At 65.6% G+C, this 24,516-nt stretch carries 21 protein-coding genes; 14 read left to right on the top strand and 7 right to left on the bottom strand.

Translation table 11 applies throughout. From position 1 onward, the window contains the following. Positions 1-78: 78 nt before the first annotated feature. The gene (rocF, locus tag AC3FJ6_RS16100) at positions 79-981 is read right to left on the bottom strand and encodes an arginase (RefSeq protein ID WP_488772817.1); all 903 of its coding nucleotides are present in this window, start codon (positions 979-981) and stop codon (positions 79-81) included. A gap of 218 nt (positions 982-1,199) precedes the next feature. Between rocF and AC3FJ6_RS16095 the strand changes: the two genes are divergently transcribed. Both AC3FJ6_RS16095 and AC3FJ6_RS16090 read left to right on the top strand, forming a co-directional pair. After that, positions 1,200-2,813 (top strand): MFS transporter, encoded by a 1,614-nt coding sequence (locus tag AC3FJ6_RS16095; protein WP_488772816.1) that lies wholly within the window; start codon positions 1,200-1,202, stop codon positions 2,811-2,813. A gap of 24 nt (positions 2,814-2,837) precedes the next feature. After that, positions 2,838-3,293, top strand: coding sequence for a MarR family winged helix-turn-helix transcriptional regulator (locus tag AC3FJ6_RS16090; protein ID WP_092602590.1), 456 nt, complete (start codon positions 2,838-2,840; stop codon positions 3,291-3,293). A 25-nt stretch (positions 3,294-3,318) separates the two neighbouring features. On the opposite strand, the gene AC3FJ6_RS16085 is transcribed toward AC3FJ6_RS16090, so the two are convergent. The 3 genes from AC3FJ6_RS16085 to AC3FJ6_RS16075 all read right to left on the bottom strand — a co-directional run bounded on the left by AC3FJ6_RS16085 (position 3,319) and on the right by AC3FJ6_RS16075 (position 6,715). Then, on the bottom strand, positions 3,319-4,596 hold the full coding sequence (locus tag AC3FJ6_RS16085) for a cobyrinic acid a,c-diamide synthase CobB (RefSeq protein WP_488772815.1): 1,278 nt from the start codon (positions 4,594-4,596) through the stop codon (positions 3,319-3,321). Positions 4,597-4,757: 161 nt separating this feature from the next. Continuing rightward, positions 4,758-5,423, bottom strand: a complete 666-nt coding sequence (locus AC3FJ6_RS16080) for a response regulator (RefSeq protein ID WP_488772814.1) — start codon at positions 5,421-5,423, stop codon at positions 4,758-4,760. A 335-nt stretch (positions 5,424-5,758) separates the two neighbouring features. Continuing rightward, the gene (locus AC3FJ6_RS16075) at positions 5,759-6,715 is read right to left on the bottom strand and encodes a LysR family transcriptional regulator (protein WP_153949183.1); all 957 of its coding nucleotides are present in this window, start codon (positions 6,713-6,715) and stop codon (positions 5,759-5,761) included. 847 nt (positions 6,716-7,562) lie between these two features. Between AC3FJ6_RS16075 and AC3FJ6_RS16070 the strand changes: the two genes are divergently transcribed. The 4 genes from AC3FJ6_RS16070 to AC3FJ6_RS16055 all read left to right on the top strand — a co-directional run bounded on the left by AC3FJ6_RS16070 (position 7,563) and on the right by AC3FJ6_RS16055 (position 10,623). Then, a complete protein-coding gene (locus AC3FJ6_RS16070; RefSeq protein WP_194946572.1) occupies positions 7,563-7,853 on the top strand; it encodes a transposase in 291 nt (96 codons plus the stop codon). 101 nt (positions 7,854-7,954) lie between these two features. Beyond that, positions 7,955-8,293 (top strand): hypothetical protein, encoded by a 339-nt coding sequence (locus AC3FJ6_RS16065; RefSeq protein ID WP_153949185.1) that lies wholly within the window; start codon positions 7,955-7,957, stop codon positions 8,291-8,293. A 93-nt stretch (positions 8,294-8,386) separates the two neighbouring features. Further along, positions 8,387-9,745 carry a DUF3300 domain-containing protein gene (locus AC3FJ6_RS16060; RefSeq protein WP_488772813.1) on the top strand — a complete coding sequence of 453 codons (1,359 nt, stop codon included), beginning with the start codon at positions 8,387-8,389 and terminating at the stop codon, positions 9,743-9,745. A gap of 2 nt (positions 9,746-9,747) precedes the next feature. After that, positions 9,748-10,623 (top strand): DUF2950 domain-containing protein, encoded by an 876-nt coding sequence (locus AC3FJ6_RS16055; protein WP_488772812.1) that lies wholly within the window; start codon positions 9,748-9,750, stop codon positions 10,621-10,623. A gap of 7 nt (positions 10,624-10,630) precedes the next feature. Here AC3FJ6_RS16055 and AC3FJ6_RS16050 read toward each other — a convergent pair whose 3' ends face one another. After that, positions 10,631-11,272: a Crp/Fnr family transcriptional regulator gene (locus AC3FJ6_RS16050; RefSeq protein WP_488772811.1), complete on the bottom strand. Its 642-nt coding sequence runs from the start codon at positions 11,270-11,272 to the stop codon at positions 10,631-10,633. A 609-nt stretch (positions 11,273-11,881) separates the two neighbouring features. On the opposite strand from AC3FJ6_RS16050, the gene AC3FJ6_RS16045 reads away from it, so the two are divergent. Continuing rightward, positions 11,882-12,730 (top strand): extracellular catalytic domain type 1 short-chain-length polyhydroxyalkanoate depolymerase, encoded by an 849-nt coding sequence (locus tag AC3FJ6_RS16045; RefSeq protein WP_488772810.1) that lies wholly within the window; start codon positions 11,882-11,884, stop codon positions 12,728-12,730. An 83-nt stretch (positions 12,731-12,813) separates the two neighbouring features. On the opposite strand, the gene AC3FJ6_RS16040 is transcribed toward AC3FJ6_RS16045, so the two are convergent. After that, positions 12,814-14,124 (bottom strand): MFS transporter, encoded by a 1,311-nt coding sequence (locus AC3FJ6_RS16040; protein WP_488772809.1) that lies wholly within the window; start codon positions 14,122-14,124, stop codon positions 12,814-12,816. 301 nt (positions 14,125-14,425) lie between these two features. On the opposite strand from AC3FJ6_RS16040, the gene AC3FJ6_RS16035 reads away from it, so the two are divergent. Both AC3FJ6_RS16035 and AC3FJ6_RS16030 read left to right on the top strand, forming a co-directional pair. Then, entirely contained in the window at positions 14,426-18,397 is a 3,972-nt protein-coding gene (locus AC3FJ6_RS16035; RefSeq protein WP_488772808.1) for a DUF748 domain-containing protein, read from the top strand. Positions 18,398-18,526: 129 nt separating this feature from the next. Further along, positions 18,527-18,712 (top strand): rubredoxin, encoded by a 186-nt coding sequence (locus AC3FJ6_RS16030; RefSeq protein WP_153949192.1) that lies wholly within the window; start codon positions 18,527-18,529, stop codon positions 18,710-18,712. Positions 18,713-18,948: 236 nt separating this feature from the next. On the opposite strand, the gene AC3FJ6_RS16025 is transcribed toward AC3FJ6_RS16030, so the two are convergent. Next, positions 18,949-19,131 carry a hypothetical protein gene (locus AC3FJ6_RS16025; protein WP_092602616.1) on the bottom strand — a complete coding sequence of 61 codons (183 nt, stop codon included), beginning with the start codon at positions 19,129-19,131 and terminating at the stop codon, positions 18,949-18,951. A gap of 273 nt (positions 19,132-19,404) precedes the next feature. On the opposite strand from AC3FJ6_RS16025, the gene AC3FJ6_RS16020 reads away from it, so the two are divergent. From AC3FJ6_RS16020 to AC3FJ6_RS16000, 5 genes are all read left to right on the top strand, one after another. Beyond that, positions 19,405-19,908, top strand: coding sequence for a hypothetical protein (locus AC3FJ6_RS16020; protein WP_400394341.1), 504 nt, complete (start codon positions 19,405-19,407; stop codon positions 19,906-19,908). 292 nt (positions 19,909-20,200) lie between these two features. Continuing rightward, complete coding sequence (locus tag AC3FJ6_RS16015) at positions 20,201-21,367, top strand: cytochrome c oxidase subunit II (protein ID WP_488772806.1); 1,167 nt, start codon at positions 20,201-20,203, stop codon at positions 21,365-21,367. A gap of 14 nt (positions 21,368-21,381) precedes the next feature. Beyond that, on the top strand, positions 21,382-23,139 hold the full coding sequence (gene ctaD, locus AC3FJ6_RS16010; protein WP_488772805.1) for a cytochrome c oxidase subunit I: 1,758 nt from the start codon (positions 21,382-21,384) through the stop codon (positions 23,137-23,139). Further along, positions 23,136-23,801 (top strand): cytochrome c oxidase subunit 3, encoded by a 666-nt coding sequence (locus AC3FJ6_RS16005; RefSeq protein WP_488772804.1) that lies wholly within the window; start codon positions 23,136-23,138, stop codon positions 23,799-23,801. The genes ctaD and AC3FJ6_RS16005 overlap by 4 nt, the downstream gene beginning before the upstream one ends. Positions 23,802-23,814: 13 nt before the next feature. Continuing rightward, positions 23,815-24,513 carry a heme-copper oxidase subunit III family protein gene (locus tag AC3FJ6_RS16000; RefSeq protein ID WP_153949197.1) on the top strand — a complete coding sequence of 233 codons (699 nt, stop codon included), beginning with the start codon at positions 23,815-23,817 and terminating at the stop codon, positions 24,511-24,513. Positions 24,514-24,516 lie beyond the last annotated feature (3 nt).

Below are 24,516 nucleotides of genomic sequence, written 5' to 3'. Positions count from 1 at the left end.
TTCGGGCTGCCTCTTTTTTTGGCCGACGATGCGTCCGGTGCCATGCGCCGCGAGCGGCAGGCATGGCGCCGTAGCCGCCTACAACGTCGATTTGCCGAACAGGCTTTCGAGCAGCTCCACCACCAGTTCGGCCGTCTGGTTGTGCACGTCGCGCGCGGGATTCAGTTCGAGCACGTCGAGCGAGCCGAGCGCGCCGGTATCCTCGATCATCTCCAGGGCAAGGTGGGCTTCGCGGTAGGTCGGGCCGCCGCGCACGGGCGTGCCCACGCCAGGCGCGATCTGGCTGTCCAGGAAATCGACATCGAAGCTGACGTGCAGGTGCGTATTGCCGTCGATACCCGCCAGGGCGTGCTCCATGGTCAGGCGCATGCCGTTCTCGTCGATATAGCGCATGTCATAGACCGTCAGGCCCAGTTCCCGCAGCCGCATCTTCTCTTCGGCATCGACGCTGCGGATGCCGATCTGGCGGATCTGCCGCGCCGTCACAGCCGGGGTGACGCCGCTGAGCGCAGTCAGCGGTGCCGGCCCGTCGCCGCAAAGGCAGGCCACCGGCATGCCGTGTATGTTGCCGGTAGGGCTGGTGCTGCCGGTATTGGCATCGGCGTGGGCGTCGAGCCACAGCACCATCAGTCGCTTGCCCTGTTCGCGACAGTGGCGGGCGGCCGCGCTGACCGACCCGATGGCCAGGCAATGATCGCCCCCCATCAGCAGCGGCATGTGGCCCGCCGCCAGCGTCGCATAGGCGGTCTCGAAAACCTGCTCGTTCCAGGTCAGCACCTCCTGCAGATGCCGCATGCCGTCGACCGGCGCCTGCCACGGGTTGCCCGGCCCACTCAGGTTGCCCAGGTCGCGGACCTGCAGCCCGTTGCGGGCCAGCGCACTGGCGATGTCGGCCACGCGTAATGCGTCCGGGCCCATCGAAGCGCCGCGAATGCTGGCACCGACATCGGTGGGCGCGCCAATCAATGTGACTGACTTCATGCAATCTCCCCGGAGCTGGATGAATGTGTCGTGGGCCCGGTGCATCGAATGTCTCCTGTGATGCACCCGTGGCCCGCTGTCAATGAATGTGCTGATACCCATCATCGCACCGATCCTGAAAACCATCGTAGGAACGCCAAAAATCTTCTGCCGGAACAAATTGCCGCCCCTATAATCTGAAGATCATTGATCGCACAATTATTGATCGGGCAATAGATATGGCATCGGATTCGGGGCACACGCAGGGCAAGGCACAGGCAGGCAGCCAAGGGCAGGTCTTGCCATTTCGCGAGTCGCTGCTGGCGATGCTCGGCATTGCCTTTGTCGTGATGCTGGTCGCACTGGACCAGACCGTGGTGTCCACGGCGCTGCCGACCGTGGTGGCCGAGCTGCAGGGGTTCGAGTACTACGCGTGGGTGGCCACGGCATATCTGCTCACTTCGGTGGTCACGGTGCCGATCTTCGGCCGGCTCGGGGATTACTACGGGCGCAAGCCGTTTGTGCTGGCGTCGATCGTCGTCTTTCTGGTGGCTTCGGTGTTATGCGGCATGGCTTCGAGCATGCCGTACCTGGTGGCGGCGCGTGCGCTGCAGGGAATTGGCGGCGGCATGCTGGTCGGCACGGCGTTCGCCTGTGTTCCCGACCTGTTTCCCGATTCGCATGTGCGTCTGCGCTGGCAGGTCATCCTGAGCACGGCATTCGGGCTGGCCAACGCGCTCGGCCCGTCGCTGGGCGGGCTGCTGACCGAATGGTATGGCTGGCGCGCGGTGTTCTATATCAATGTGCCCGTGGGCCTAGTGGGGCTGGTGATCGCCTGGCGCTACCTGCCGCATCTACGCCAGTCGCGGCATGAGGGGCCGATTCGCATCGACTGGCTCGGGGCGCTGCTGATTGCGGCCGGGCTGGGCAGCCTGCAGCTGTCGGTGGAATGGTTGCCGGAACGCGGCTTCGACATCGTGACCATCGGCCTGCTGGTGCTGTCCTTCGCGTCGTTCATCGCGCTGTGGCAATGGTCGCGCCGGTGCGAGGCGCCGATCCTGCCGCTCGACATGTTCCGCAATCCGGCGCTGGCGCCGCTGTTCCTGCTGGGCGTCCTGGGCGGTTTTGCGATGTTCGCGCTGCTGCTGTACGCGCCGCTGCTGTTCCAGGGCGGATTTGGCTATTCGCCGAAGGAAGCCGGCCTGCTGGTCACGCCGCTGGTGGTCTGCATTACCGTCGGCAGCATCGTCAATGGCCGTATCATTACGCGCATTCCGCAGCCCAACAGCATGCTGTATGCAGGGTTTGCCATGCTGGCGCTGGCGCTGCTCGGCCTGTCGCAGGCGACGCGCAGCATGCATCACAATGTGCTGCTGGCCATCATGCTGTGCGCCGGCCTGGGGCTCGGCTTCGTCCTGCCTAACCTGACCGTATTCGCACAACAGACGGCGGGGCGCGCGCACCTGGGCATCGCCACCGCCATGTTGCAGTCTCTGCGCATGGTGGGCGGCATGGTGGGCACGGCGCTGGTGGGGACGCTGGTGACGCGCAGCTACACCACAGGGGTGACGGCGTCGCTGGCAGCGGCGAATGCATCGGACTGGGCGTCCCGGCTGACCGATCCGCAGATCCTGATCGACAAGGCCGCCCAGGCGGAATTGCTGACCCATCTGCAAAAGGCAGGGCACAATGGAGCCCTGCTGCTGGAACAGGCGCGGGTGTCGCTGGTAAGCGCCATCCATCTTGGCCTGTTGCTGGCGGCCGTCGCGGCGCTGATCGGCATATGGCGGGTGCGCCGCGTACCGCCGATCAGGCTGGCGCGGGTGCATGAACCCGCGATGGCCGCGGACTGATATCTGCCAACTGGAGACTCGATTTTGGAACTGGAGCGACAAAGCCTGGCCGTGCTGCAACAGTTCGGACGCACTTACCGCGCATACGCCGCCGCGTTCGAACAGCGCATCGGGCATCCGTTGCCGCGCTGGCGCATTCTGTTTGCCCTGTACGGACACGAAGGCCCGATTGCGCAAAAGCCGCTGGCCGACCGCGTGGGCATGGACCCGGGCGCCCTCACGCGCCAACTCAAGGCGCTCCAGGAACTGGGCTGGATCGAGCGTTCCACGAGCGAGCGCGACAACCGCATGACCAACGTGACGCTCACCCAGCTGGGCCGCGACATCGTTGACCAGGCCATGCCGCGCCGTTCGGCATTCCTGCAGGACGTACTGACGGGCGTGTCGGAAACAACGATGCACAACCTGTCGAAGGGGCTGGCCCAGCTGGAAGCCGGCATCGCCGACGCCGTGGCACGCACCGAACGCGACGCCGCCTGACCCGCCGCCCGCTATCGCGCTTCCGTCAGCATGCGCCCAGCACCGCCGCAATCGCGGCGGGATTCGACGGAAAATAAAAATGGACGTACGACGCGGTGAGGCTGCCGGCCTGATAGACCGCTTCTCCCGTGCCGCCATCGCGTGGCGACACGGCCCTGACCGCTGGCGTCAGCGGCGTTGCTGCGCTCGAATAGTGGAACGTATGGCCGCGCAGCACTTCGCCTGTGCCCGGTAGTGTGACGGCCTGGTGGCCAATCGCAGCGAGCCTGCGCTGCATCGTCACCGTTCCGGGCAGCAGACCGGCCATGGCATGGCTGACGCCGTCCTTGTCGAAGAGGCGCTCGAACAGCGCCATCATTCCGCCGCATTCCGCCAGTATCGGCACGCCGCGCGCATGCGCGTCGCGCAGTGCATCGTGCATCGCCGAGTTGGCTGCCAGTGTGGCGCCATGCAGCTCAGGGTATCCGCCCGGAAGCCACACGGCGTCGCAAGGCGGCAAGGCGTGGTCGCGCAGCGGCGAAAACCATGCGACATGCGCGCCCATAGCCGTCAGCGTATCGAGGTTGGCCGGATAGATGAAGCGGAAGGCGTCGTCACGCGCAATGGCGATGCGCTTGCCCGCCAGCAGCCGTGGCAGCGGGGCCGCAGTGTTGGCCGGCCCAAACGTCACGGGCGCGGGCAGGTGCGACAGCGGCAGTGCGGCCAATGCGTCGGCCAGCCTGTCGAGCCGCGTCATCAGGTCCGGCAGTTCGTCGGCACTGAACAGTCCAAGATGCCGCTCAGGCAGGCTGGCCGATGCGTCGCGGGCCAGCGCGCCGGCCCACGCAATGCCCGGCGGCACGCTTTCGCGCAGCATCTCGGCATGACGGGCCGTGGCAACGCCATTGGCCAGCACATGCATCGCCCGGAACGGCTCGCCGTAGTGCGCCAGCCCGTAGGCCAGCGCACCGAACGTCTGGGCCATCGCGCCGGCCTGGATCACCGCCAGCACCGGCAGGCCGAACAGGCGCGCCACATCGGCGCTGCTCGGCGTGCCGTCGTGCAGGCCCATCACGCCTTCCACCAGGATCAGGTCTGCGTCGGCCGCGGCGTCGCCCAGGCGCGCCCTGGCATCGGCTTCGCCCGTCATCCAGAGATCGATCGACTGCACTGGCGCGCCGCTTGCCGCGGCCAGCAGCGTCGGGTCCAGGAAATCGGGCCCCGTCTTGAAGACCCGCACGCGGCGGCCCTGGCGTGCGTGCAGCCGCGCCAGCGCCGCGGTGACGGTGGTCTTGCCCTGGCCTGACGCTGGTGCGGCGATCATCAAGGCGGGCACCGCGCGGCCAGGGGGCGCGTCGGGAGGTAGCGAAGGCGGTGGCGATGTCGGCAACATGAACGTAGCGGGTGCGGCGGGCCGGTCCCCGCACGGTGAGGGCTTCGGAGGGGCCGGTTGGCGTGGCCGATTATAGCGAGCGGCGTCCATGGTCATCCGCCTTGTGGCAGCACCATGCCCTGCAGGGCCGCACATTCGAACAGCTCGCGGTCGTTGGTGACCCCGAGCTTGTGCATGGCGCAGTTCTTCTGCCGGCTGATGGTCTTGACGCTGCGGCACAGCGTGGCGGCAATCTCGGTGACCGAGCGTCCGGTCAGGTACAGGCGCAGCACTTCCGTTTCGCGCGCCGACAGCCGCTGCATGCCTTCGCGCCCGATCGGCATCATGGGGCGCACTTCGGTCGGCGCCAACGCCCGTAGCGCCGACTTGCCGATATAGGTGAAGCCGCGCTGGGCACGGGCAATCGCTGTCACGATTTCGGAAAGCTGGCTGTCCTTGAGCAGCAGGCCCTGCACGCGGACATCGAGTATCGTGCGCAGCACCAGCGGATTCGTGATCATCGTCAGCACCACGACCGCCATGGCCGGATAGCGGCGGCGCAAGGCCGTGAGCAGGCGTACGCCATCGAGCTCGGCCGGCCCGGGCATGTGATAGTCGGTGACCACGACATCGGGCCGCAAGTTGTCGGCCTGCTGCAGCAGGTCGGTGGCACTGATCACTTCCCCGCAGACCTCCCAGCCGGTCTGCGTCTGCAACCTGGCCCGGATCGCCGCCGTAATGACGGGGTGGTCGTCGGCCAGCAAAATCCTCAACGTCATCCATCGACTCCTGTCCTGTTCACATGGCTCTTCAGCGTTCGGCTTCGCGCTGGCGTCAAAAAATGCGCCGCACGCGGGAGTGGCGTGCGGCGCCAACACGCATCGACTGCGTGCACGCGCATGGCGGACTGCATGGGAGACAGCCCGCAACACTGCGATGCCCGGCGAGGTTAATGCCCGCAGGCGCGGATGGGAGTAAGAGGATTCGCAAAATGCACGAAAGACTGCTGCGATTGCGCAGGGGAAATGCAGACGGCCCCGCGATGTCGCCATCGCGGGGCCGTGTCAGTGGGTCGGGGCCGTAGTTGGGGCTGGTGCTGGCCGGATCGCCAGGCTCAGGCGATCGCCGCCAGCGCGGGGGTGCGGTGCTGTGCGTGGCGGCGCCCGTCGATGGCCTTGAGCGGATCGCGCAGGATCGACGCGCCCACGTCCATGATGTCGCGCAGCGCGGCGGGGTCCTGTGCCCGCTGCGGCGTCCAGAAATGCAGCGCCGCCCAGGCCGGAAACGCGGCAGGCGGTGCCAGCAGCCGGGTTTTGCGGTCGCGGGTGACCAGCGGCACGTTGAAATCCAGGACCGGGCAGATGCCGCCGGCGGAATGCAGCAGCGTGATCTGCGTATGCCATGACGGCACCACGGTCTCGCGATGGCCTGGCGTATTGGCGCGCCGCGCCAGAAACGCATGCAACGGGCTGCCGCTTTCGCAGTCCTCCTGCAGCAGGATCCAGTCGGTTTCCGCTTCGTCGTTCGTGCCCCCACGCGCGGCGCTTACCAGGCGGCGCGGCGTGGCCAGGATGCTATGCGGCAGCACGCTGTCGGGCACGTTGGCGCCATCCACCACGAACGCGCAATCGAGATGGCCGGCGTCGAGACTGTCCCCCAGCGACGCATCGGCAATGACCGGCCGCGTGACGAAGCTGTCATGTGGAAAGCGTTCGCACAGCGTGGTAAGGATTTCCGTGATGACCGGATCGCCGATCGACGATGAGAATCCGATCGAAATGCGCCGACGGTTGCCGGTGGCATGGGCCGAGTGGTCCTGCGGCTGGACCAGATGGTTCCAGCGCGCCAGGATTTGCCGGGCCGTCTGTTCGAGCCGCAGCGCGTGGGGCGTAGGCTCCAGCGTGCCATTGCGCTTGACGAACAGCGCATCGCCGGTGATCTCTCGCAGGCGGGCCAGGCTGTAGGCCACGGTTGGAATGCGTCCCTGTGTGCAAGCTGCCACCGCGCCGAGGTCGCGGTACTCCATGAGCAGGACGAACACATGCAATAGCTTGGTACTGACGTGCCGCATACTGACTTCTCCCGATCCGAACTTCTGTTTTTCTTGTTGTGGCGAAGCGTTGCAACTTCGTGACTGCGAGACCTGCCGTTGCCGGTCCTGCCATCACGCAACGCCTGCGACCTGTACAGCATGAAACTACGGGGGGGGGGAACGAAAAACATGTGCGCCCGGGCAATGCCACCCGCGTCTTTGCACGCGGGTATATCCACGATTGCCGCGCTTCTTCGACAGCGCATCGAAGGCATGTGCGGTACGGCAGTGGCTCCTCTTCCTCAGGCCCGGACCCGGCAATCGCCATCATCACCATGGCGGTGAAGGGGCTGCCGGACGCCTGTCTGGGTGCGCCGGGGAGGCGTGCCCTGCAGGCGTTTGAAATTTAGTTGATGCGAAGAAATCTTAATACAACATTTTGGAAACTACTAGAACGGCGTGTGATGTCATGTTTGTCATCTGACTTGCAAAGGCCCCTTTGTTCGCACATCCATACAAAGCGAAAACCCGCATGACACGTACGTCGCAGGGCGATGCACCTGACGCGGCACTGACCCGGAGGCGATTGCACGGTGTGCCAGAAAAGTGTTTCAACCCGATGTTCCGGCATGAATTCGGAATCGGAATATTCCAAGATGGAAAAACAAAATTTGGTCGCGGTGCCAAGGCTTGCGCCATAGGGGCGGAGTCCGCATGGGATGGCCGCCGCCAGCGTCGTTGATCATGCCGATGCTTTCATTCAATTTGCTTAACTCGTGCGGCGAAGACACTGAATTCCTTTTGCGCAAGGGCTGGGCTACCTTACCGGCATGAACGGCAGGCCGTTGCGCCCGCCGCGCGGGGGGAGCCACGAGCGGAGGCATCGGTGAACAGACGCTATTCGGAGGAGCAGATCCGCATGTACCTCGCCGAGGCCGCGAATGGCGTGCCCGTGCGGGAACTGTGCGCGCGCTATGGTTTCAGCGATGCCTCGTTCTACGGCTGGCGTGCCAGGTATGGTCCGACACGGCATGGCGACGGCGCCGACACGCGGCGCGTGCGTCAGCTCGAGGAAGAAAATGTGCGCCTGAAGAGTATGCTTGCGGATGCGCTGCTGCAACTTGAGCTGCTGCGCAACCGAACCGGCAGGCGGAGCCACGGCAAGACGGATGCATGACATCGTGCCCGGACACCTCGCCTGCCGGAAGCCGTCGCAAGGCAACTTCGATGTTGCCAATGAATTCTGGAGTTTTTCTGGTGAGAAAGGTTTTGGCAGCCATGGCTGCAGCCGTATGCGTGGTCCCATTCGTTGCCTACGGGCAGGCGCCATCGACGGATCCGTCCACGCCGATGATCGCCCCGCCGCCCCCGCGCATGCTTGATCCCGCCACGTCCACGGTAGATGATCCGGGCGGCGCGTCAGGCACATCGCAGCGCGAGCATTGCCGCCAGCTGCTCGACAAGATCAATGCATTGCCCGCGGGGCCGCAGTGGTCGCAGGGCCAGTCGAATGTCACCACCGCCGACGGGCGCAGCTATTCCACGCTCGAACGCGCGCCGGAACGCAAGCGCCTGGAAGAAGCCTACCGGCAGGAGTGCGCGCAGGCCCGCAAGTAAGTCAATCAGTCAGCCAGTCAGTCGGGGTAACGGGCCTGGGCCAGCATTGGCAGGCAGGTGTAGCGGTCCTTTTTCGTCATTGAGGGAGTGATCATGTTGCGCGTGCGACGAATCGTGGCCTGGCTGCTCGGGCTGACCCTGCTTGCCACGGCTGGCAGTGCGTTGGCCCAGGCCAAGCTGGACAAGCCTCATCTTGACCAGTTGCTGGCGCCCGTGGCGCTTTATCCCGATGCGCTGCTGTCGCAGGTGCTGATGGCTTCGACCTATCCCGCCGACGTGGCGGCAGCCGCGCAGTGGTCGAAATCGAATGCAAGCCTGTCGGGCGATGCCGCCACCAAGGCCGTGGCCAATGAGCCATGGGACCCGAGCGTGCAGTCGCTGGTGGCCTTTCCGTCGGTCATGGACATGATGGGGCGCCAGCCGCAATGGGTGCAGTCGGTGGGCGATGCGTTCCTGGCGCAGCCTGACGACGTCATGGATTCGGTGCAGCGGCTGCGCGTGCAGGCCCAGAAGGCCGGCACGCTGAAGACCACCGAGCAGCAGAAGGTGGTGACGCAGCAAAGTGGCGGTACGACGATCGTACAGATCGAGCCGGCCAATCCGCAGGTCGTGTACGTGCCCGCCTACAACCCCACCGTGGTCTATGGCACGTGGCCCTATCCTGCCTATCCGCCCGCCTACTATCCGCCGCCGCCGGGCTCGGTGTTCGCGACGTCGCTGGTGGCCGGCATCGGCTTCGGGCTGGGTGTGGCGGCGGTGAATTCGATGTGGGGCGGATTCAACTGGGGCGCGCATGACGTCAACATCAACGTCAACCGCTATAACAATATCAACGTGAACCAGCGGCTCGACGTCAACCGGGCCAACGTGAACTGGCAGCACAACCCGGCCAACCGCGGCAACGTGCCGTACAACAACCCCAACGTCGCCAACCGTTTCGATGCGCAGCGGCAGCAGGCCCTGGCCAATCGGCCCCCGCCCGGACAAGCCGGTGGTCAGCGGCTGGGGCAGGGCGGTGGCGGCGTCCAGAACCCGCAGCGGCCAGGACAGGCCGGGGCCGCCCAAAGCCAGCGGGGCGCCGCGCGCGACCGCGCCGCACAGTCGTTCCAGGGACGGACCGGCCAGTCGATTGCGGGACACGGCTCGCCCGGCGTCAATCGCCCGGGCGGCGGGCAGAATCCTCGCCCGGCCGGTGCAGACCGCCAGCACGCCGATCAGATGGACGCGCGCAACCGGGCCCGCGACACCAATCATGCCAACGCCTTCCACGATGCCGGCAATGGCGACCGCATGCGCCAGCAGGCCGAGCGTGGCGGTACAGGACTGCAGAGCTTCGGTGGCCAGCGGACCATGCCGGACCACGGTGGATTCCAGGGTGGCGGCGGAGGCGGCGGCCATTTCGGCGGCGGAGGCGGTGCTGGCGGCGGTCATTTCGGTCACGGTCGGAGATAACGATGAAGCACAACCAGGGAACTCGCGGAAACGCACGCGGTTGGAAGTCGTTGCGCGCGCTGGCCATGGCCGTGCTGGTCGGCGCGTCGATATCTGCGCCGGCCGTGGCGTTGGCGCAGCAGGTATTCCCGTCGCCCGAGGCGGCCATGGACGCGCTGGGCGATGGCGTGGCACGCAGCGACACCGACGCGCTCAAGCGCGTGCTGGGCGCGCAGTATCGCCGGATCGTGCCGCCCCATCTGGACCAGCAGGACATCTACGATTTTCTTGGCGCCTGGGCCAATCACCATGCTGTCCGCAAGGACGGCGAGAATACCGCCAGCGTGGAAGTGGGCGGCAGCGGCTGGACGTTTCCGGTGCCGATCGTGAAACGCAAGGCCGGATGGCAGTTCGACCTGACGGCAGGCGAGCGCGAGGTCAGGGTTCGCCGGATCGGCCGCAACGAGATCGTGGCCATGGACACGCTGCTGCAACTGGCCGATGCCCAGCAACGCTATGCCGAGCAGGTGGGCAAGGGCGCCTACGCCGGGCAACTTGTCAGCACGCCGGGCAAGACCAATGGCCTGTACTGGCCGTCGGCATCGAAGGAAAACGATAGTCCGCTGGGGCCGGATGCCCTGGCCATGGGCCCGGAGACGCCGCCCGACGAGGCGTTCTTCGGCTATCGCTACCGCGTCATCGCGCCGCCGAAGGGCAGCGACGCAAAATTCGCGTTCATCGCGTGGCCGGCGCGCTATGGCGATTCCGGCGTGCATTCGTTCATGCTGGACAGCGAGCGCCGATTCTACGAGCGCGACCTGGGCAAGGCGACGGCGTCGCGCGCGGCGGCCATCCGGACGTTCGCGCCGCAAGGGTGGAAGCCGGTGGCAAAGGAGTAGGAGTTCTTCAGTCGCCCGGGCCCCGCAGCGCCACGCGGTCGGGGTCCGCGTAGACGTCTGCCAGTCCGTCCGGATCGACGATCCGCAGCATGCGGTGCCGTACCGTAATCAGTCCCACCGACCGGAACCGCGATAGCAGCCGGGACACCGTTTCCAGGGTCAGGCCAAGGTAGCTGGCGATGTCGTTACGCGTCATCGCCAGCGTCAATCCGCCGTCGGAAATGCCGCGACGCGCCTGTTCGGCAGCCAGGTCGAGCAGCAGCATGGCCAGCCGTTGCGACGCCTTCATCGACCCAATGGCGACCATCAGTTCGGCTTGACGCCCGGCCTGCCGCCGCAGGTTGGCCAGAATGGCGGCGCGCAATGCCGGATCGGCAAGGCTGTCATGCAAGGCCTCGATGGGGATGGTGCAGCACTCGGTGTCCTGGAGCGCAACGGCGCTGGCCCCATGGGCGGCGGATTCGTTCGGCTCCAGGCCGCATACATCGCCGCACTGAAAAAAGCCGCTTACCTGCCGCCATCCCAGGCGGGATTCGTAGACCAGCTTCAGCCCACCCGTGCGCAGGGGGAAGACCGCCAGCGTAGGCCGGCCCTGCGCATACAGCACGTCGCCCGCCCGTAACCGCACCCGGCCGGGCGCAAGCGGCACGGGTGCCCGCAATGCGCTATCGCCGCAGGCATGGCGACATGCCTGGCGGAATGGACAAATTGTGCAGGATGGGGCGCTTGCGCCGGGACGTTCGAAGGACATCGTCGCGCCGATCGGTCCATGGGGTGTTTATGCGTTTCAGTATAAGTGTCCGCAAATGGCACGGATTTTCCACCGTTCTGCATTCTTTCGTCGCCATGACGTAAGTTTTTTCGAAGGCATTAACCCGTTCGGGGGCAGGACGAATTCCACAAGGAAATCTTTGTTTCCAAAATTCATGTTGCATCTTGCAAACATTGACGACAGTTCGTCACGTCGGCTGTGTTATGCTGCGTCGCACAAATAGAGGAGGAGACTCGTTCCTAGATGAGCAGGAGTCTTCATATGGCCAAAAGCCTGTCTCCGACTTGGGATGCGCAGTGGCGACAATTCGGTCGCCCGCACTCCCAGGCCGCGAAGCAAATTCGTTCCTGGCTGGGGCGCCTTGATCCGGCGCAGCCGGCTGCACGGCGGCTGCGACACCCCGCGGCGGGTGAGCCCGCGCCAGCCGAACTGCCCGGATCGTGGCAATCCCACAAGCTGGGCCTGGAACCGCTGCCGGGCGAGCTGGTGCCGCAGCTGTCGTATCGTCTCTATATTCCGTCTGGCGCCAAGGGCGCGTTGCCGCTGGTGGTGATGCTGCACGGCTGCCAGCAGACGCCCGAAGATCTGGCTGCCGGCACGCGCATGAACGCACTGGCCGAGCGCGAGGGATTCATGGTGGCTTATCCGCAGCAGCCGTTGCGCCGCTCCGTACACCGCTGCTGGCAATGGTTCGACCTGGGCGACGGCGTGGGCGGTCGCGAGGCGCAGGCCGTGGCCATGCTGATCGACGAACTGTCCAGCCGGCCTGACGTGCGCACGGGCGAGATTTATCTGGCGGGTTTGTCCGCCGGGGCGGCCATGGCTGCCGTGGTGGCGCTGCGTTATCCCGAAAAAGTCGCGGCGGTGGGTTTGCACTCGGGCGTCGTGATCGGCGCGGCCGGCAATCCGGGCGCGGGCCTGAAGGCGATGCGCCATGGCACCGAGCTGGAACCGGCTTTGCTGCTCGATGCCGCCGGCGTGACGCCGGGCGGCCCGGAAATGCCCGCCATCGTCGTGCATGGCATGACCGATGACGCCGTGAATCCCATCAATGGCCGCCTGCTGGCCCGCCAATTTCTGACCTACAACGGGCTGAGCGAACGCACCGGCGCGCGTCTGGACTGCGCCAACGATGCGCCGCCGCTGGAAGCGGGCGACTATCGGGAAGCCCGCTTTGGCCGGTGGAATCGCGACGTCGTGCGGCTGGTGGAGGTGGCTGGCCTCGATCACGCGTGGAGCGGCGGCGACGCCAGCGTGCAGTACCACAGCGACGTTGGGCCGGACGCAAGCTGGATGATGTGGCAGTTCTTCCGGCAGCATCGCCGCCTGGCGTGACGCGGCCGCCGCGGAATGGAAAAAGGGGAAGGCTTCTGGCCTTCCCCTTTTTTGTCCGCACGTGCCGGTGAATGCGCCCTGAATCAGGCTTCCCGCTTGCGCACGAACAGCGCGGTGATGATGCCCATGACGCAGACACCGACCACGTAGTGTGCCGGGGCCAGCTTGTCGGTCTTCAGCATCAGCGAGACGATGACCGGCGTCAGCCCGCCGAAGATCGCGTACGAGACGTTGTACGAGAAGGACAGTCCCGAGAAACGCACCTGCGCCGGGAAGGCATGCACCAGCACATACGGCACGGCGCCGATCGTGCCGACGAAGAAGCCGGCCAGTGCGTACAGCGGCAGCAGCAGGTCAGGGCGCGTGCCGATGGTGGTGTACAGCAGGTAGGCCGTCGCCGCCAGCAGCGCGCCGCCGATGGACAGCGTCAGGCGGGCGCCGATGCGATCGGCCAGCACGCCGGCCACCACGCAGCCAATCGACAGGAACAGCGTGGCCGCACTGTTGGCAACCAGCGCCGTGCGGGCGTCGAAGCCGAACAGCGTCTGCAGGTAGGTGGGGGTCAGCAGGATCACCACCACGATGCCGGCCGACAGCATCCAGGTCAGCAGCGCCGAGATCAGCACGGCGCCGCGATGGTCGCGCACCACGGCCTTCAGCGGCATTTCGGCGGCCAGCGCCTTGCGCTGCTGCAGTTCGGCGAACACCGGCGTCTCGTGCAGCCAGCGGCGCAGGTACATCGAACCCACGCCGAAGATGCCGCCCAGCACGAACGGCACGCGCCAGCCATGGGCCAGCAGTTCCTGCGGGTCGAAGATCGCATTGATGCCGGTGGCCACCAGCGAGCCCAGCAGGATGCCGGCCGTCAGGCCCGCCGTCAGCGTGCCGCAGGCATAGCCGATGTGGCGCTTGGGCACGTGTTCGGACACGAATACCCAGGCACCCGGCACTTCGCCGCCCACGGCGGCACCTTGCAGGATGCGCAGCACCAGCAGCAGCACCGGGGCCAGCAGGCCGATGGTCGCGTAGGTGGGCAGCAGGCCCATCAGCAGCGTCGGCACCGACATCAGCAGGATCGACAGCGTAAACATCTTCTTGCGGCCCAGCAGGTCGCCGAAGTGCGCCATGATGATGCCGCCCAGCGGGCGCGCCAGGTAGCCGGCCGCGAAAATGCCGAAGGTCTGCAGCAGGCGCAGCCAGTCCGGCACCGAAGCCGGGAAGAACAGCTGGCCAATGACCTTGGCGAAAAAGACAAAAATAATAAAATCGTAGAACTCAAGCGCGCCGCCCAATGCTGCAAGGGCAAGCGTCTTGTAGTCCTGGCCGGTCAGCGGGCGGGCGGCGTGGCCGCCTTGCGCGCCCAGTTCCCCGGCAGTACTGCTGGACGTGGACATGAAAAGACTCGCATGGATACATTCACATGCGAAGCGCGCAACACGGATGACGTGGAGGAAGACGGCCGAGGGATGACGACACGAACTTGGCGAACCGGGGCCGGCGGGTAAGCCGGCGGGCACGACGGGACGCTTCGCAAAGGCGTAAAGATACCAGATCGATGTGTTTCATCTGCGATTTTGATCAGATTGAATACTAAATCGGCCGTCGCGCTGCCATAATCCGTCTCCATAATACAAAAGCAAGTGAAATCCGGGGCACAAAGCGCGAAATGCGCGGGGTCATATATTCTGGGGTGACATGGCTTTCAAGGATTCCATCCAGGCTGCAACAGGGGCGGCCATGGCAACGCCGCGCCGGCGCGTGGCCGTGCGCGTGGCGGGCGGCGTGGTGGCTGCGCTGGCTGTTTTCGGGCTGGCCGGCTATGTTGGCGGGCCGCCGCTGATCAAATATCTGGTAGAAAAGAACGCGACCGAGGCGCTGGGCCGCAAGGTCACGCTGGGTGGCGCGCAGGTGCGGCCATTCGAACTGGGCGCGACGCTGAACGACCTGACCATTTTCGAGCCCGATGGCAAAACGCCCATGCTGACGCTGGGCGAGGTCGAGGCCAATACCTCGGCCGCGTCGATCTGGCATCTGGCGCCGGTGGTCGATTTCCTGCATGTGGACCGGCTCAGCGTGCATGTGGTGCGCAATGCCGACGGCCGCATGAGCTTTGCCGACATCCAGGAACGCTTTGCCGCCCAGCCGCCCAAACCGGCCGACAGCAAGCCGGCGCGGTTCTCGGTCAGCAATATCGCCGTGTCCAACAGCAGCTTTGTTTATGACGACAAGCTGCTTGATACCGTGCAGCGCGTGGAGAACTTCACGCTGACCCTGCCGTTCCTGTCGAACCTGCCGCACGATGTAGCCATCAATACGCGACCGTCATTGTTTGCCAAGATCAATGGCACGCCGCTGGCGCTGGACGGCACCTCGCAACCGTTTTCCGATACTCACCAGACCGACCTCAACGTGAATCTGGACGGTCTGGAATTGGCGAAGTACATGGCATTCGCGCCAAAACTGAAGGATGCGGAAGTCAAGGGCGGTCTCGTCGATACCCGGCTGAAGGTGGGCTTCCGACAGGAAAAGGACAAGCAGGACCTGTATGTGTCCGGCACGATTGCGCTGCGCGATGCCGACGTGCAGACGCACGCCGGGGCGCCGATCGTCAAGGCCGGACGTCTGGCCGTCGATCTGGACCGCGTGCAGCCGCTGGCGCACACGGCCCATGTGAAAAGCATCGAACTGGAGGGATTCGACCTGCAGGCGCTGCGTCGCCGGGACGGTACGCTGAACCTGGCCACCGCGTTCCTGCCGGCAGCGGCCCCAGCACCGAAGGCCGCGGCGCAGGCCCCGGCCAAGGCCGCGGCGCCGGCATCGGCGGCATCGGCGGCATCGGCATCCGCGCCCGCGGCCGCAGGGGTTCAGTCGCCGCCGAAGGCCGAGGAGGTGCCGTGGTCGTATGCCGTGGACCGCGTGACGGTCAAGGAAGCCAGGCTCGGGTTTGTCGACGAACTGGCGCCATCGGGCCCCGGCAAGCTCGACGTCGGCCCGGTCAACGTCGATATCGTCAATCTCGCCAGTACCGGCGACAAGCCCGCGAAGCTTGACGCCAGTATCACGATCGCCAACGGGCAGACCGTCAAGCACACCGGCGAACTGGGCCTGAAGCAGGGCACGCTGACGGGCACGCTGGAAACGGCGGGCCTGCGGCCGCAAGGCTTCTCGGCGTGGTGGCCGCGCGCGCTGCACAGCCAGCTGGGCGAGACGGCCATCAACGCCGCGCTGCATTACACGATGGCGTGGGCGCAGCCAGTGTTCCAGTTCACGCTGCAGAAATCGCGCGTCGAGCTGTCGCCGGTCTATGTGGCCACGCGCGATCCGGTCAAGGTGCCGGCCGCGCAGGGCGCATCGGCCGCCGCCAATGACAGCGATGACGATGCCAAGGCCGCACCGGCCCGGCGCGGGGCCCGGGCGGCACGTACGGCGCGCGTGGCGGATACCGCAGGCGCCAACCTGCCGCTGATCCATGCCGACAAGCTGATCCTCGACGATATCCAGCTCGACCTGGCCAAACAGACTTTCGAAGCCGGGCAAGTGGCGCTGGTGAAGCCGCGCATCGCGGCCACGCGCGATCGTCGCGGCGAGTTGCTGGAATCGGCGCAAATCTGGGCCACCGAATCTGCCGAACAGAAGGCAGCGGACCAGAAGGCCGCTGCGAAGCCGGTACCGCAGGCCAATGGCGGTGCGGCGGCGCCGGGCTGGAAGGTGCGCGTGGGCAAGGTGGCCGTGGACGGTGGCGAGGCACGGCTGGCGGACTACGCGCCTGCCGAAGTCAATCGCGGCCGTCCGGTGATCCACCAGTTCCGCAATATCGGATTGAGCACCGGCACCATCACGTGGCCGCTGTCGCCGGGCGCGTTGCCGATGAAGCTGCATGCCGAAAGCGGCCGCAAGGGCGTGATGAACATCGACGGGCAGGTCGTGCCGACCGGGCCCGCCGCGCAACTGCAACTGGACCTGCGCGATCTCGACATGGCGCCGCTGCAGCCTTATCTGGCCGATCGCTTCAACGCGGCGCTGCGCAGCGGCACGATGACGGTCAAGGGCAAGGTGGCGTACGACGCGCCGGCCGGCAAGCCGATCGCCGTGCGCTTCAGCGGCAACGCCTTTGCGGGCAACGTGCGTACCGTCGATCGCATTTCCGGGGATGACTTCCTGCGCTGGCGCGCACTGGCGGTCAATGGCATCGACTTCAGCATGGACGATGCCAAGGGGCCGATGCAGGTCGGCGTGAGCAACGTGGCGCTGAACGACTTCTATGCGCGCGTGATTCTCAATGCCAACGGCCGGCTGAACCTGCAGGACGTAGTGGCCGGTGGTGCCGAGAAGGGCGAGGCGGCGCCATCCACGAGCCTGACGCAGGCGAGCCCGGCGTCGGCCCCGGAGGCCAGGCCCGCACCGCAGGCCGCACCCGCCAGGCAAGCGGCCGGCCCGAAACCGCAGATTCGCCTGGGCGGCGTGACGATCAACAAGGGCAACATCAACTTCTCGGACTTTTTCGTCAAGCCGAACTACTCGGCCAACCTGACCGACATGAAGGGTTCGGTGTCGAAGGTGTCGTCGGCCGATCCCACGCCGGCGGACCTGGTGCTCGACGGCCGGCTCGACGACGACGCGCCGGTCAGCATCAGCGGCAAGCTTAATCCGCTGGGCGAGCAGCTCTATCTGGACATCGCGGCCAAGGCAGCCGGCGTGGAACTGACACGCCTGACGCCTTACGCGGCCAAGTACGCCGGCTACCCCATCACCAAGGGCAAGCTGACTGTCGATGTGGCGTACAAGATCGAGAACGGCAAGCTCGACGCGAGGAACCACCTGTACCTGGACCAGCTCACGTTCGGCGACAAGGTGGACAGCCCCGATGCCGTGAAGCTGCCGGTGCTGCTGGCCGTGTCGCTGCTCAAGGACCGCAATGGCGTGATCGACATCAACCTGCCGGTGTCGGGCTCGCTGTCGGATCCCGAGTTCAGCATTGGCGGCGTGATCATGCGCGTGATCGTGAACCTGCTGACCAAGGCGATCACGTCACCGTTTTCGCTGATCGCCTCGGCGTTCGGCGGCAGCGGCGAGGAGCTTGGCTATATCGAGTTCGCGCCGGGATCGTCCACGCTGACCGATGAGGGCCGCAAGAAAATCGAGACGGTGGGCAAGGCGCTGAACGACCGCCCGTCGCTGCGGCTGGAAATCAGCGGGCGGATCGACCCGGCCACCGATGCCGATGGCGCGCGCCGCGTCTGGCTGGACCAGCGCGTGGCCGAAGCCAAGCAGCGCGATCTGCGCCGGTCGGCCCAGGCTGGCGCGCAGGCCGAGGAAGGCGAGGGCGGCGACCAGGGGGCCAAGGTGACCGTGTCGAAGCAGGAGTATCCAAAGTACCTGGAAGCGGTGTACAAGCGCGAGTCGTTCAAGAAGCCGAAGAATTTCATCGGCCTGAACAAGTCGCTGCCGCCGGCCGAGATGGAAAAACTGCTGCTGGAAAACGCCCCCGTCACCGATGCCGAGCTGCGGGCGCTGGCGGACCAGCGCGCGCTGGCGGTCAAGCAGTCGCTGGAACGCGACGGCAAGGTGCCCGAGTCGAAGCTGTTCCTGACCGCGCCGAAGCTGACCGCCGAGGGCATCAAGGACAAGGGCACGCCCAACCGCGTCGACTTCTCGATCCGGCAATAGCCGTCGCCCGGCATGCTGCCCGGTGCGGCGTTTGAACGAAAGCTTCGAACGCCGCAGCCGGGGTGCCTGCACCGAAACCGCGTATCATTCGCCCCGGACTGACCGATTGACGATCAAAAGGAGCGAGTGTTGGAGCAGGAAGCGATTGCCTACAAGACCTGGGTTTGCCTGATTTGCGGGTGGGTGTACGACGAGGAACAGGGTTGGCCCGAGGACGGCATCGCGCCTGGCACGCGCTGGGAAGCGATTCCCGAAGACTGGCGTTGCCCAGAGTGCGACGTCAGCAAGGGCGACTTCTCGATGATCGAGATCTGAGTTCCGGCGGGAATTCAGGGGATGTGGGAGTGCCTCTGCCGCAACTCCCTGCAAAGGCCGGCGCGGGCGCGCCGGCGCGCGCATCGCGTGTAGCGCATCCGGAAGGGATGGCTGCATCGCCATAGCGCGGACGCCACGGTCAGGACCAGCAGCGCCGCCATCAAGGCAGCGAGCAGTGTCAATGACATCGCGCCTCCTTCTCTCTCACAGGCGCTTCACTTCCAGCGGTCGCGCAGCTATATCAGCAGCGGCAACGCCTCCAGCACGAGCACCCCAAGGAGTACCCCGATGATTGCGCCCGCGCACCGGCAGCTGATACGCAGCGCCTTGGCGGCCACCGGGATCGCACCCATCGCCAACAGCCCGACGAGCGCCATGGGGATCAAAAACACAAGATCGTGCGCCTGTACGTGAATCATGGCGGTCTCCTGTCTTGTTTCGTTCTGATTCCAGTATAGGCCGTGGGTGGCGAATACAAGGCCGGAAGCGTCAGGGTTGTCCCGCAATGTTTGAAACGCTTGCAGAGTTCTGTCCTGCGGCGCATGTCGCGTCCCAGCGGCTCCGATGGGACCGTTCGTGCGCTGCGCCGCGCTGCACAACGTGACAGGAGGGTGGGCCGTCTGCATCTGCCGCGGCCGGTGTCCTATGCTGGACGCATGATGGCTATCGTCGGCCACCAATGGGAGGAAGCTATGGAACTTCACATGCATTCGCACCACTACGTGCGCCGCCTGCCCGACTGGTCTGCCGCCGCAGTATCGGGCCTGGCCGCAGGGGCGTTGCTGATCGTCGTGGAGATGTTCTGGTCGAGCATGGTGGCCGGCGTGCATCCGTGGGGCACCACGCGCCTGATCGCTGCCATCGTGATGGGCCCCGACGTGCTGCAGACGTCGATGTTCAGTGTCAGCACGGTGGCCGTGGCGCTGATCATTCACTTCGTGATCGGCATTGTGCTGGGGTGTGTGCTTTGCGCCATCATCGCGCCGTTCCAGCTCGATTCGAGCGTGGGCATGTCGATGCTGGTGGGCGCCGGATTCGGGCTGGTGGTCTACCTGTTCAACTTCCATGTGATGACGGCCGCGTTCCCGTGGTTCATCGACGCGCGGGGCTGGCATACGCTGGTGGGCCACCTGATCTTCGGCATGTGCATCGCGCTGTGCTACTGGAAGCTGGAATCGCGCGATGTCGTGCACTAGATACATCGTCTCGTGATGCAAGGTGTTGAGCGCATGGCATGGCTGTGAGCCACCGCCCGCGTGCGCCCACGGATGGCAGTTGGGACCAGGATGTCCCCACTGCCATTTTTGCTGTGCTGCACGCGTGACATGCCGGGTGCGGCCGCGCGAGTGTCTCCGAACGATATGGGGCACATGTCGCCTTGCAGTGGCCTGAACCGATGCACTAGTCTTATTCCACGTGCGTGAACGGGCGCACCTGCCTGCCCCTGCCTTCCGGCCCGTTCCCTTGCGTGCGTAAGAGGAGGGGGACATGGCGATCGCGGTCGTGCTCGTCATCATGGTCGCTGCTTCGGTGCTCTTTCATTTCCTGAGCCCGTGGTGGCTGACACCGCTGGCGTCCAACTGGAAACAGATGGACGACACGCTCACCATTACCCTCGTCATCACCGGCGCGTTCTTCGTCGGCATCAATGTGCTCCTGGGCTATATCGTCTGGCGCTTCCGGCATCGCGCGGGGCATCGGGCCGCCTACGAGCCCGAAAACCGCCGGCTGGAGCATTGGCTGATCGGCCTCAGCGCGGTGGGCATCATGGCACTGCTGGCGCCCGGGCTGATTGTCTACGCCGACTATGTCAGGCCGCCGCACGAGGCCATGGCGATGGAGGTGGTGGGCCAGCAATGGCAATGGGCATTCCGTTTTCCCGGCCGGGGCGGCACGCTGGGCACCACGGACCCGCGCTTCACCAGCGCCACCAATCCGATGGGCCTGAATCCGGACGACCCGAACAGCCAGGACGATGTGATCGTACTGGGTCCGGAAGTGCACCTGCCGTTGAACCGCCCGGTCAAGGTGCTGCTGAGATCGAAGGACGTGCTGCACGATTTCTATGTGCCACCGTTCCGGGCCCGCATGAACATGGTGCCCGGCATGGTGACCTCGTTCTGGTTCACGCCCACGCAAGTGGGCAAGTACGACATCCTGTGCGCGCAGCTTTGCGGCGTGGGGCACTACAACATGCGCGGCCATGTGGTGGTGGAGGAACCCGCGGCATTCGACGCCTGGCTGGCCAAGCAGCAGACCTTCGCGATGACCCAGGCCAAGGCGCCGCAGCCGGCCGCGCTGCCGGGAACCGGCGTTGCCCCCGGCGCGGGCGCCAGTGGCAACGTCGAGCAGGGTCGGGCGCTGGCGCAGAGCAAAGGTTGCGTGGCATGCCACAGCATCGACGGCACGCAGGGCGTGGGCCCGTCGTGGAAGGGCTTGTATGGCAGCACGCAGACGTTTGCCGATGGCAGCAGTGCCACCGTCGACGACGCCTTCCTGAAGAAGGAAATCGAGGATCCGCAGGCGCGTGTGGTCAAGGGCTTTGGGCCGGTCATGCCGAAGGTGCCCGTGACCGATGCGGAGGTGGCGGCGCTGTCCGCCTATATCCATTCGCTGGGCTCCGGCGCCGGTGCGGCGCCCCAGGCCGGGAAGTAGGCAAGGAGGACACGATGGCCTATGCCGACGACGCCACCCATCACGGTCCGCAGAGCTTCTGGACGCGCTACGTCTGGAGCCAGGACCACAAGGTGATTGCCGTGCAATACACGCTGGTGGCCATCTTCGTGGGGCTGGTCGGCGTGGCGCTGTCGAACCTGATGCGCATGCAGCTGGGGTTTCCGGGGAAGTTCGAGTTCATCGACGCCAACCGCTACTACCAGTTCGTCACCATGCACGGCATGATCATGGTGATCTACCTGCTGACGGCACTGTTCCTGGGCGGCTTCGGCAATTACCTGATCCCGCTGATGGTGGGCGCGCGCGACATGGTGTTCCCGTTCCTGAACATGCTCAGCTTCTGGGTCTACTTCCTGTCGGTGATCGTGCTGCTGGCCAGCTTCTTCGTGCCAGGCGGGCCCACGGGCGCGGGCTGGACGCTGTATCCGCCGCAGGCGATCCTGCCGGGCACGCCGGGGCATGACTGGGGCATCATCCTGATGCTGGTGTCGCTGCTGATCTTCATCGTCGCCGCCACCATGGGCGGGCTGAACTACGTGACCACCGTGCTGCAGGCGCGTACCGAGGGCATGACGATGTTGCGCATGCCGCTGGCCGTGTGGGGCATCTTCATGGCCACCATCCTGGCGCTGCTGGCGTTCCCCGCGCTGTTCGTCTCCGGGGTGATGATGCTGCTCGACAAGACGCTGGGCACCAGCTTTTTCATGCCGGCCATGGTGTCGATGGGCCAGCAGCTCAACTACAAGGGCGGCAGTCCGTTGCTGTTCCAGCACCTGTTCTGGTTCTTCGGGCATCCCGAGGTGTATATCGTGGCGCTGCCGGCGTTCGGCATCGTCTCCGACCTGGTCAGCGTGCATTCGCGCAAGAGCATCTTCGGCTACCGTACGATGGTCTGGGCCATCCTGGCGATCGGCCTGCTGTCCGTGGTGGTCTGGGCGCACCACATGTTCGTGAGCGGCATGAATCCGTACTTCGGCTTCTTCTTCGCCACGACCACGCTGATCATCGCCGTGCCAACGGCCATCAAGGTGTACAACTGGGTCATCACGCTGTGGCGGGGCGACATTCATTTCTCGGTGCCGATGCTGTTCGCCATCGCGTTCATCAGCACCTTCGTGATCGGCGGCCTGACGGGGCTGTTCCTCGGCAACGTCAGCGTCGACATACCGCTTTCCAACACCTATTTCGTGGTGGCGCACTTCCATATGGTGATGGGCGTGTCGCCAATCCTGGTGGTGTTCGGCGGCATCTACCACTGGTATCCGAAGGTGACCGGGCGCATGCTCAACGACACCATGGGCCGCATTCATTTCTGGGTGACGTTCGTGGGCACCTATGCGATCTTCTTCCCGATGCACTACCTGGGCATCATGGGCATGCCGCGCCGCTACTACGCCTGGGACAACTACAGCTTCATTCCGGAATCGGCGCATACGATGAACATGTACATTTCCATCGCGGCCTTCGTGGTGGCGGCGGCCCAGCTGCTGTTCGTCTTCAACCTGTTCTGGAGCCTGCGCCGCGGAAGGGTGTCCGGCCCCAATCCCTGGCGCGCGGCGTCACTGGAATGGCAAACGCCGCAGACGCCTCCCGTGCATGGCAACTGGGGGCCGCATCTGCCCGTGGTGTATCGCTGGGCCTATGCGTACAGCGTGCCGGGCGCCAGCGAGGACTTTATCGCGCAGAACGCGCCACCCGATGCCGGGGGTGGCGAGCCCGAGCCGTATCCCAGCCGGGGAGCCGTGGCATGAATGCCGATCCGATGGCGGCCGCTTCGGGAGCCGGCGTTTTCCGCGTATCGCCCGATTCGCCCGGCAGCGGCGCGGGCGGCGACGCCATGCACGGCCACGGCCAGCGTGCACCGGGCAGCACGGGGCTGTGGGTATTCATGGGCGTGGTGGCCGCGTTGTTCACGCTGTTCCTGGCGGCCTACGTCATGCGCATGGACAGCCCGGACTGGCATCGGATTGCCTTGCCGTGGCAGGTGTGGCTGTCAACGGGCCTGCTTGCGATGGCCAGCGTGGCGATGGCGGTGGCATCGCGTGCGGCCAGGGCTGGGCGCATGGCGCGCGCGCGCGGGGCGCTGCGGCTGGGCGGACTCGGCGCGTTGGCGTTCGTGGGATCGCAGCTTTGGGGGTGGGCGGCGCTTTATGCCGCGCATGTCGTGCCCGCCAGCAATCCGGCCGGCAGCTTTTTCTACCTGCTGACGGCCATGCACGGTCTTCACATGATTGGCGGGCTCGTCGCCTTTGCATTCGTGGCGTTCGATCGCGGCAGCGGCATGCGCACGCAGGTGCGCATCGGTCTTTGCGCCCGGTACTGGCATTTTCTGCTGGGCGTATGGATCGTACTGCTGGCCGCGCTGGCGTGGTTGACGCCCGAGCTCGTCAACTACATCTGCGGCCGGGGATGAGGGAGGTACACCGATGAGTTCGCAACTCTCCACCCCGGCGGCGTCGCCGCACGATCATCCGCCGGGCGGCCTGCGCGGCCTGGTCGCCGACTGGTCTTCGGACCAGCGCGCGTTCAAGGTGTCGTGGGGCAAGGCGATGATGTGGATCTTCCTGCTGTCCGACACCTTCGTCTTCAGCTGCTTCCTGACCGGCTACATGACCGTGCGGATCGCCACCACGGTGCCCTGGCCGAACGTGGCCGAGCTTTTCGGCATGAACATTGGCGGCCGGCAGGTGCCAATGCTGCTGATTGCGATCATGACGTTCACGCTGATCACCAGCAGCGGCACGATGGCCATGGCGGTCAACTGCGCCTACCGGCGCGACCGCATGAACTGCGCCAAGCTGATATTCGTGACGGCGTGGCTGGGCGAAGTCTTCGTCTGCATGCAGGCATACGAATGGACCAAACTCATCGTCCTGGAAGGAGTGCGGCCGTGGGGCAACCCGCATGGCGCTGCGCAGTTCGGTTCCGTGTTCTTCATGATCACGGGATTCCATGGCTTTCACGTGACGTGTGGCGTGATCTATCTGCTGGTGATCGCCAGCAAGGTGCTGCGCGGCCATTACGACATCGGCGGGAACTACCAGCCCGTGGAGATCGCCGGCCTGTACTGGCACTTCGTGGACCTGGTCTGGGTCTTCATCTTCGCGCTGTTCTACCTGTGGTGAGGC

This window comes from Cupriavidus sp. 94F1, assembly GCF_057798875.1.
The sequence above is the reverse complement of the archived record's forward strand: the minus strand, read 5'-3'. Positions and strand labels throughout refer to the sequence as shown.

Coding starts and splice junctions, on each gene's coding strand:
- rocF (WP_488772817.1), bottom strand. CDS start 981: ATGAAGTCAGTCACATTGATTGGCGCGCCCACCGATGTCGGTGCCAGC.
- AC3FJ6_RS16040 (WP_488772809.1), bottom strand. CDS start 14,124: ATGTCCACGTCCAGCAGTACTGCCGGGGAACTGGGCGCGCAAGGCGGC.
- AC3FJ6_RS16005 (WP_488772804.1), top strand. CDS start 23,136: ATGAATGCCGATCCGATGGCGGCCGCTTCGGGAGCCGGCGTTTTCCGC.
- AC3FJ6_RS16020 (WP_400394341.1), top strand. CDS start 19,405: ATGGAACTTCACATGCATTCGCACCACTACGTGCGCCGCCTGCCCGAC.
- AC3FJ6_RS16055 (WP_488772812.1), top strand. CDS start 9,748: ATGAAGCACAACCAGGGAACTCGCGGAAACGCACGCGGTTGGAAGTCG.
- AC3FJ6_RS16025 (WP_092602616.1), bottom strand. CDS start 19,131: ATGATTCACGTACAGGCGCACGATCTTGTGTTTTTGATCCCCATGGCG.
- AC3FJ6_RS16015 (WP_488772806.1), top strand. CDS start 20,201: ATGGCGATCGCGGTCGTGCTCGTCATCATGGTCGCTGCTTCGGTGCTC.
- AC3FJ6_RS16065 (WP_153949185.1), top strand. CDS start 7,955: ATGGCTGCAGCCGTATGCGTGGTCCCATTCGTTGCCTACGGGCAGGCG.
- ctaD (WP_488772805.1), top strand. CDS start 21,382: ATGGCCTATGCCGACGACGCCACCCATCACGGTCCGCAGAGCTTCTGG.
- AC3FJ6_RS16085 (WP_488772815.1), bottom strand. CDS start 4,596: ATGATCGCCGCACCAGCGTCAGGCCAGGGCAAGACCACCGTCACCGCG.
- AC3FJ6_RS16075 (WP_153949183.1), bottom strand. CDS start 6,715: ATGCGGCACGTCAGTACCAAGCTATTGCATGTGTTCGTCCTGCTCATG.
- AC3FJ6_RS16060 (WP_488772813.1), top strand. CDS start 8,387: ATGTTGCGCGTGCGACGAATCGTGGCCTGGCTGCTCGGGCTGACCCTG.
- AC3FJ6_RS16000 (WP_153949197.1), top strand. CDS start 23,815: ATGAGTTCGCAACTCTCCACCCCGGCGGCGTCGCCGCACGATCATCCG.
- AC3FJ6_RS16035 (WP_488772808.1), top strand. CDS start 14,426: ATGGCTTTCAAGGATTCCATCCAGGCTGCAACAGGGGCGGCCATGGCA.
- AC3FJ6_RS16095 (WP_488772816.1), top strand. CDS start 1,200: ATGGCATCGGATTCGGGGCACACGCAGGGCAAGGCACAGGCAGGCAGC.
- AC3FJ6_RS16080 (WP_488772814.1), bottom strand. CDS start 5,423: ATGACGTTGAGGATTTTGCTGGCCGACGACCACCCCGTCATTACGGCG.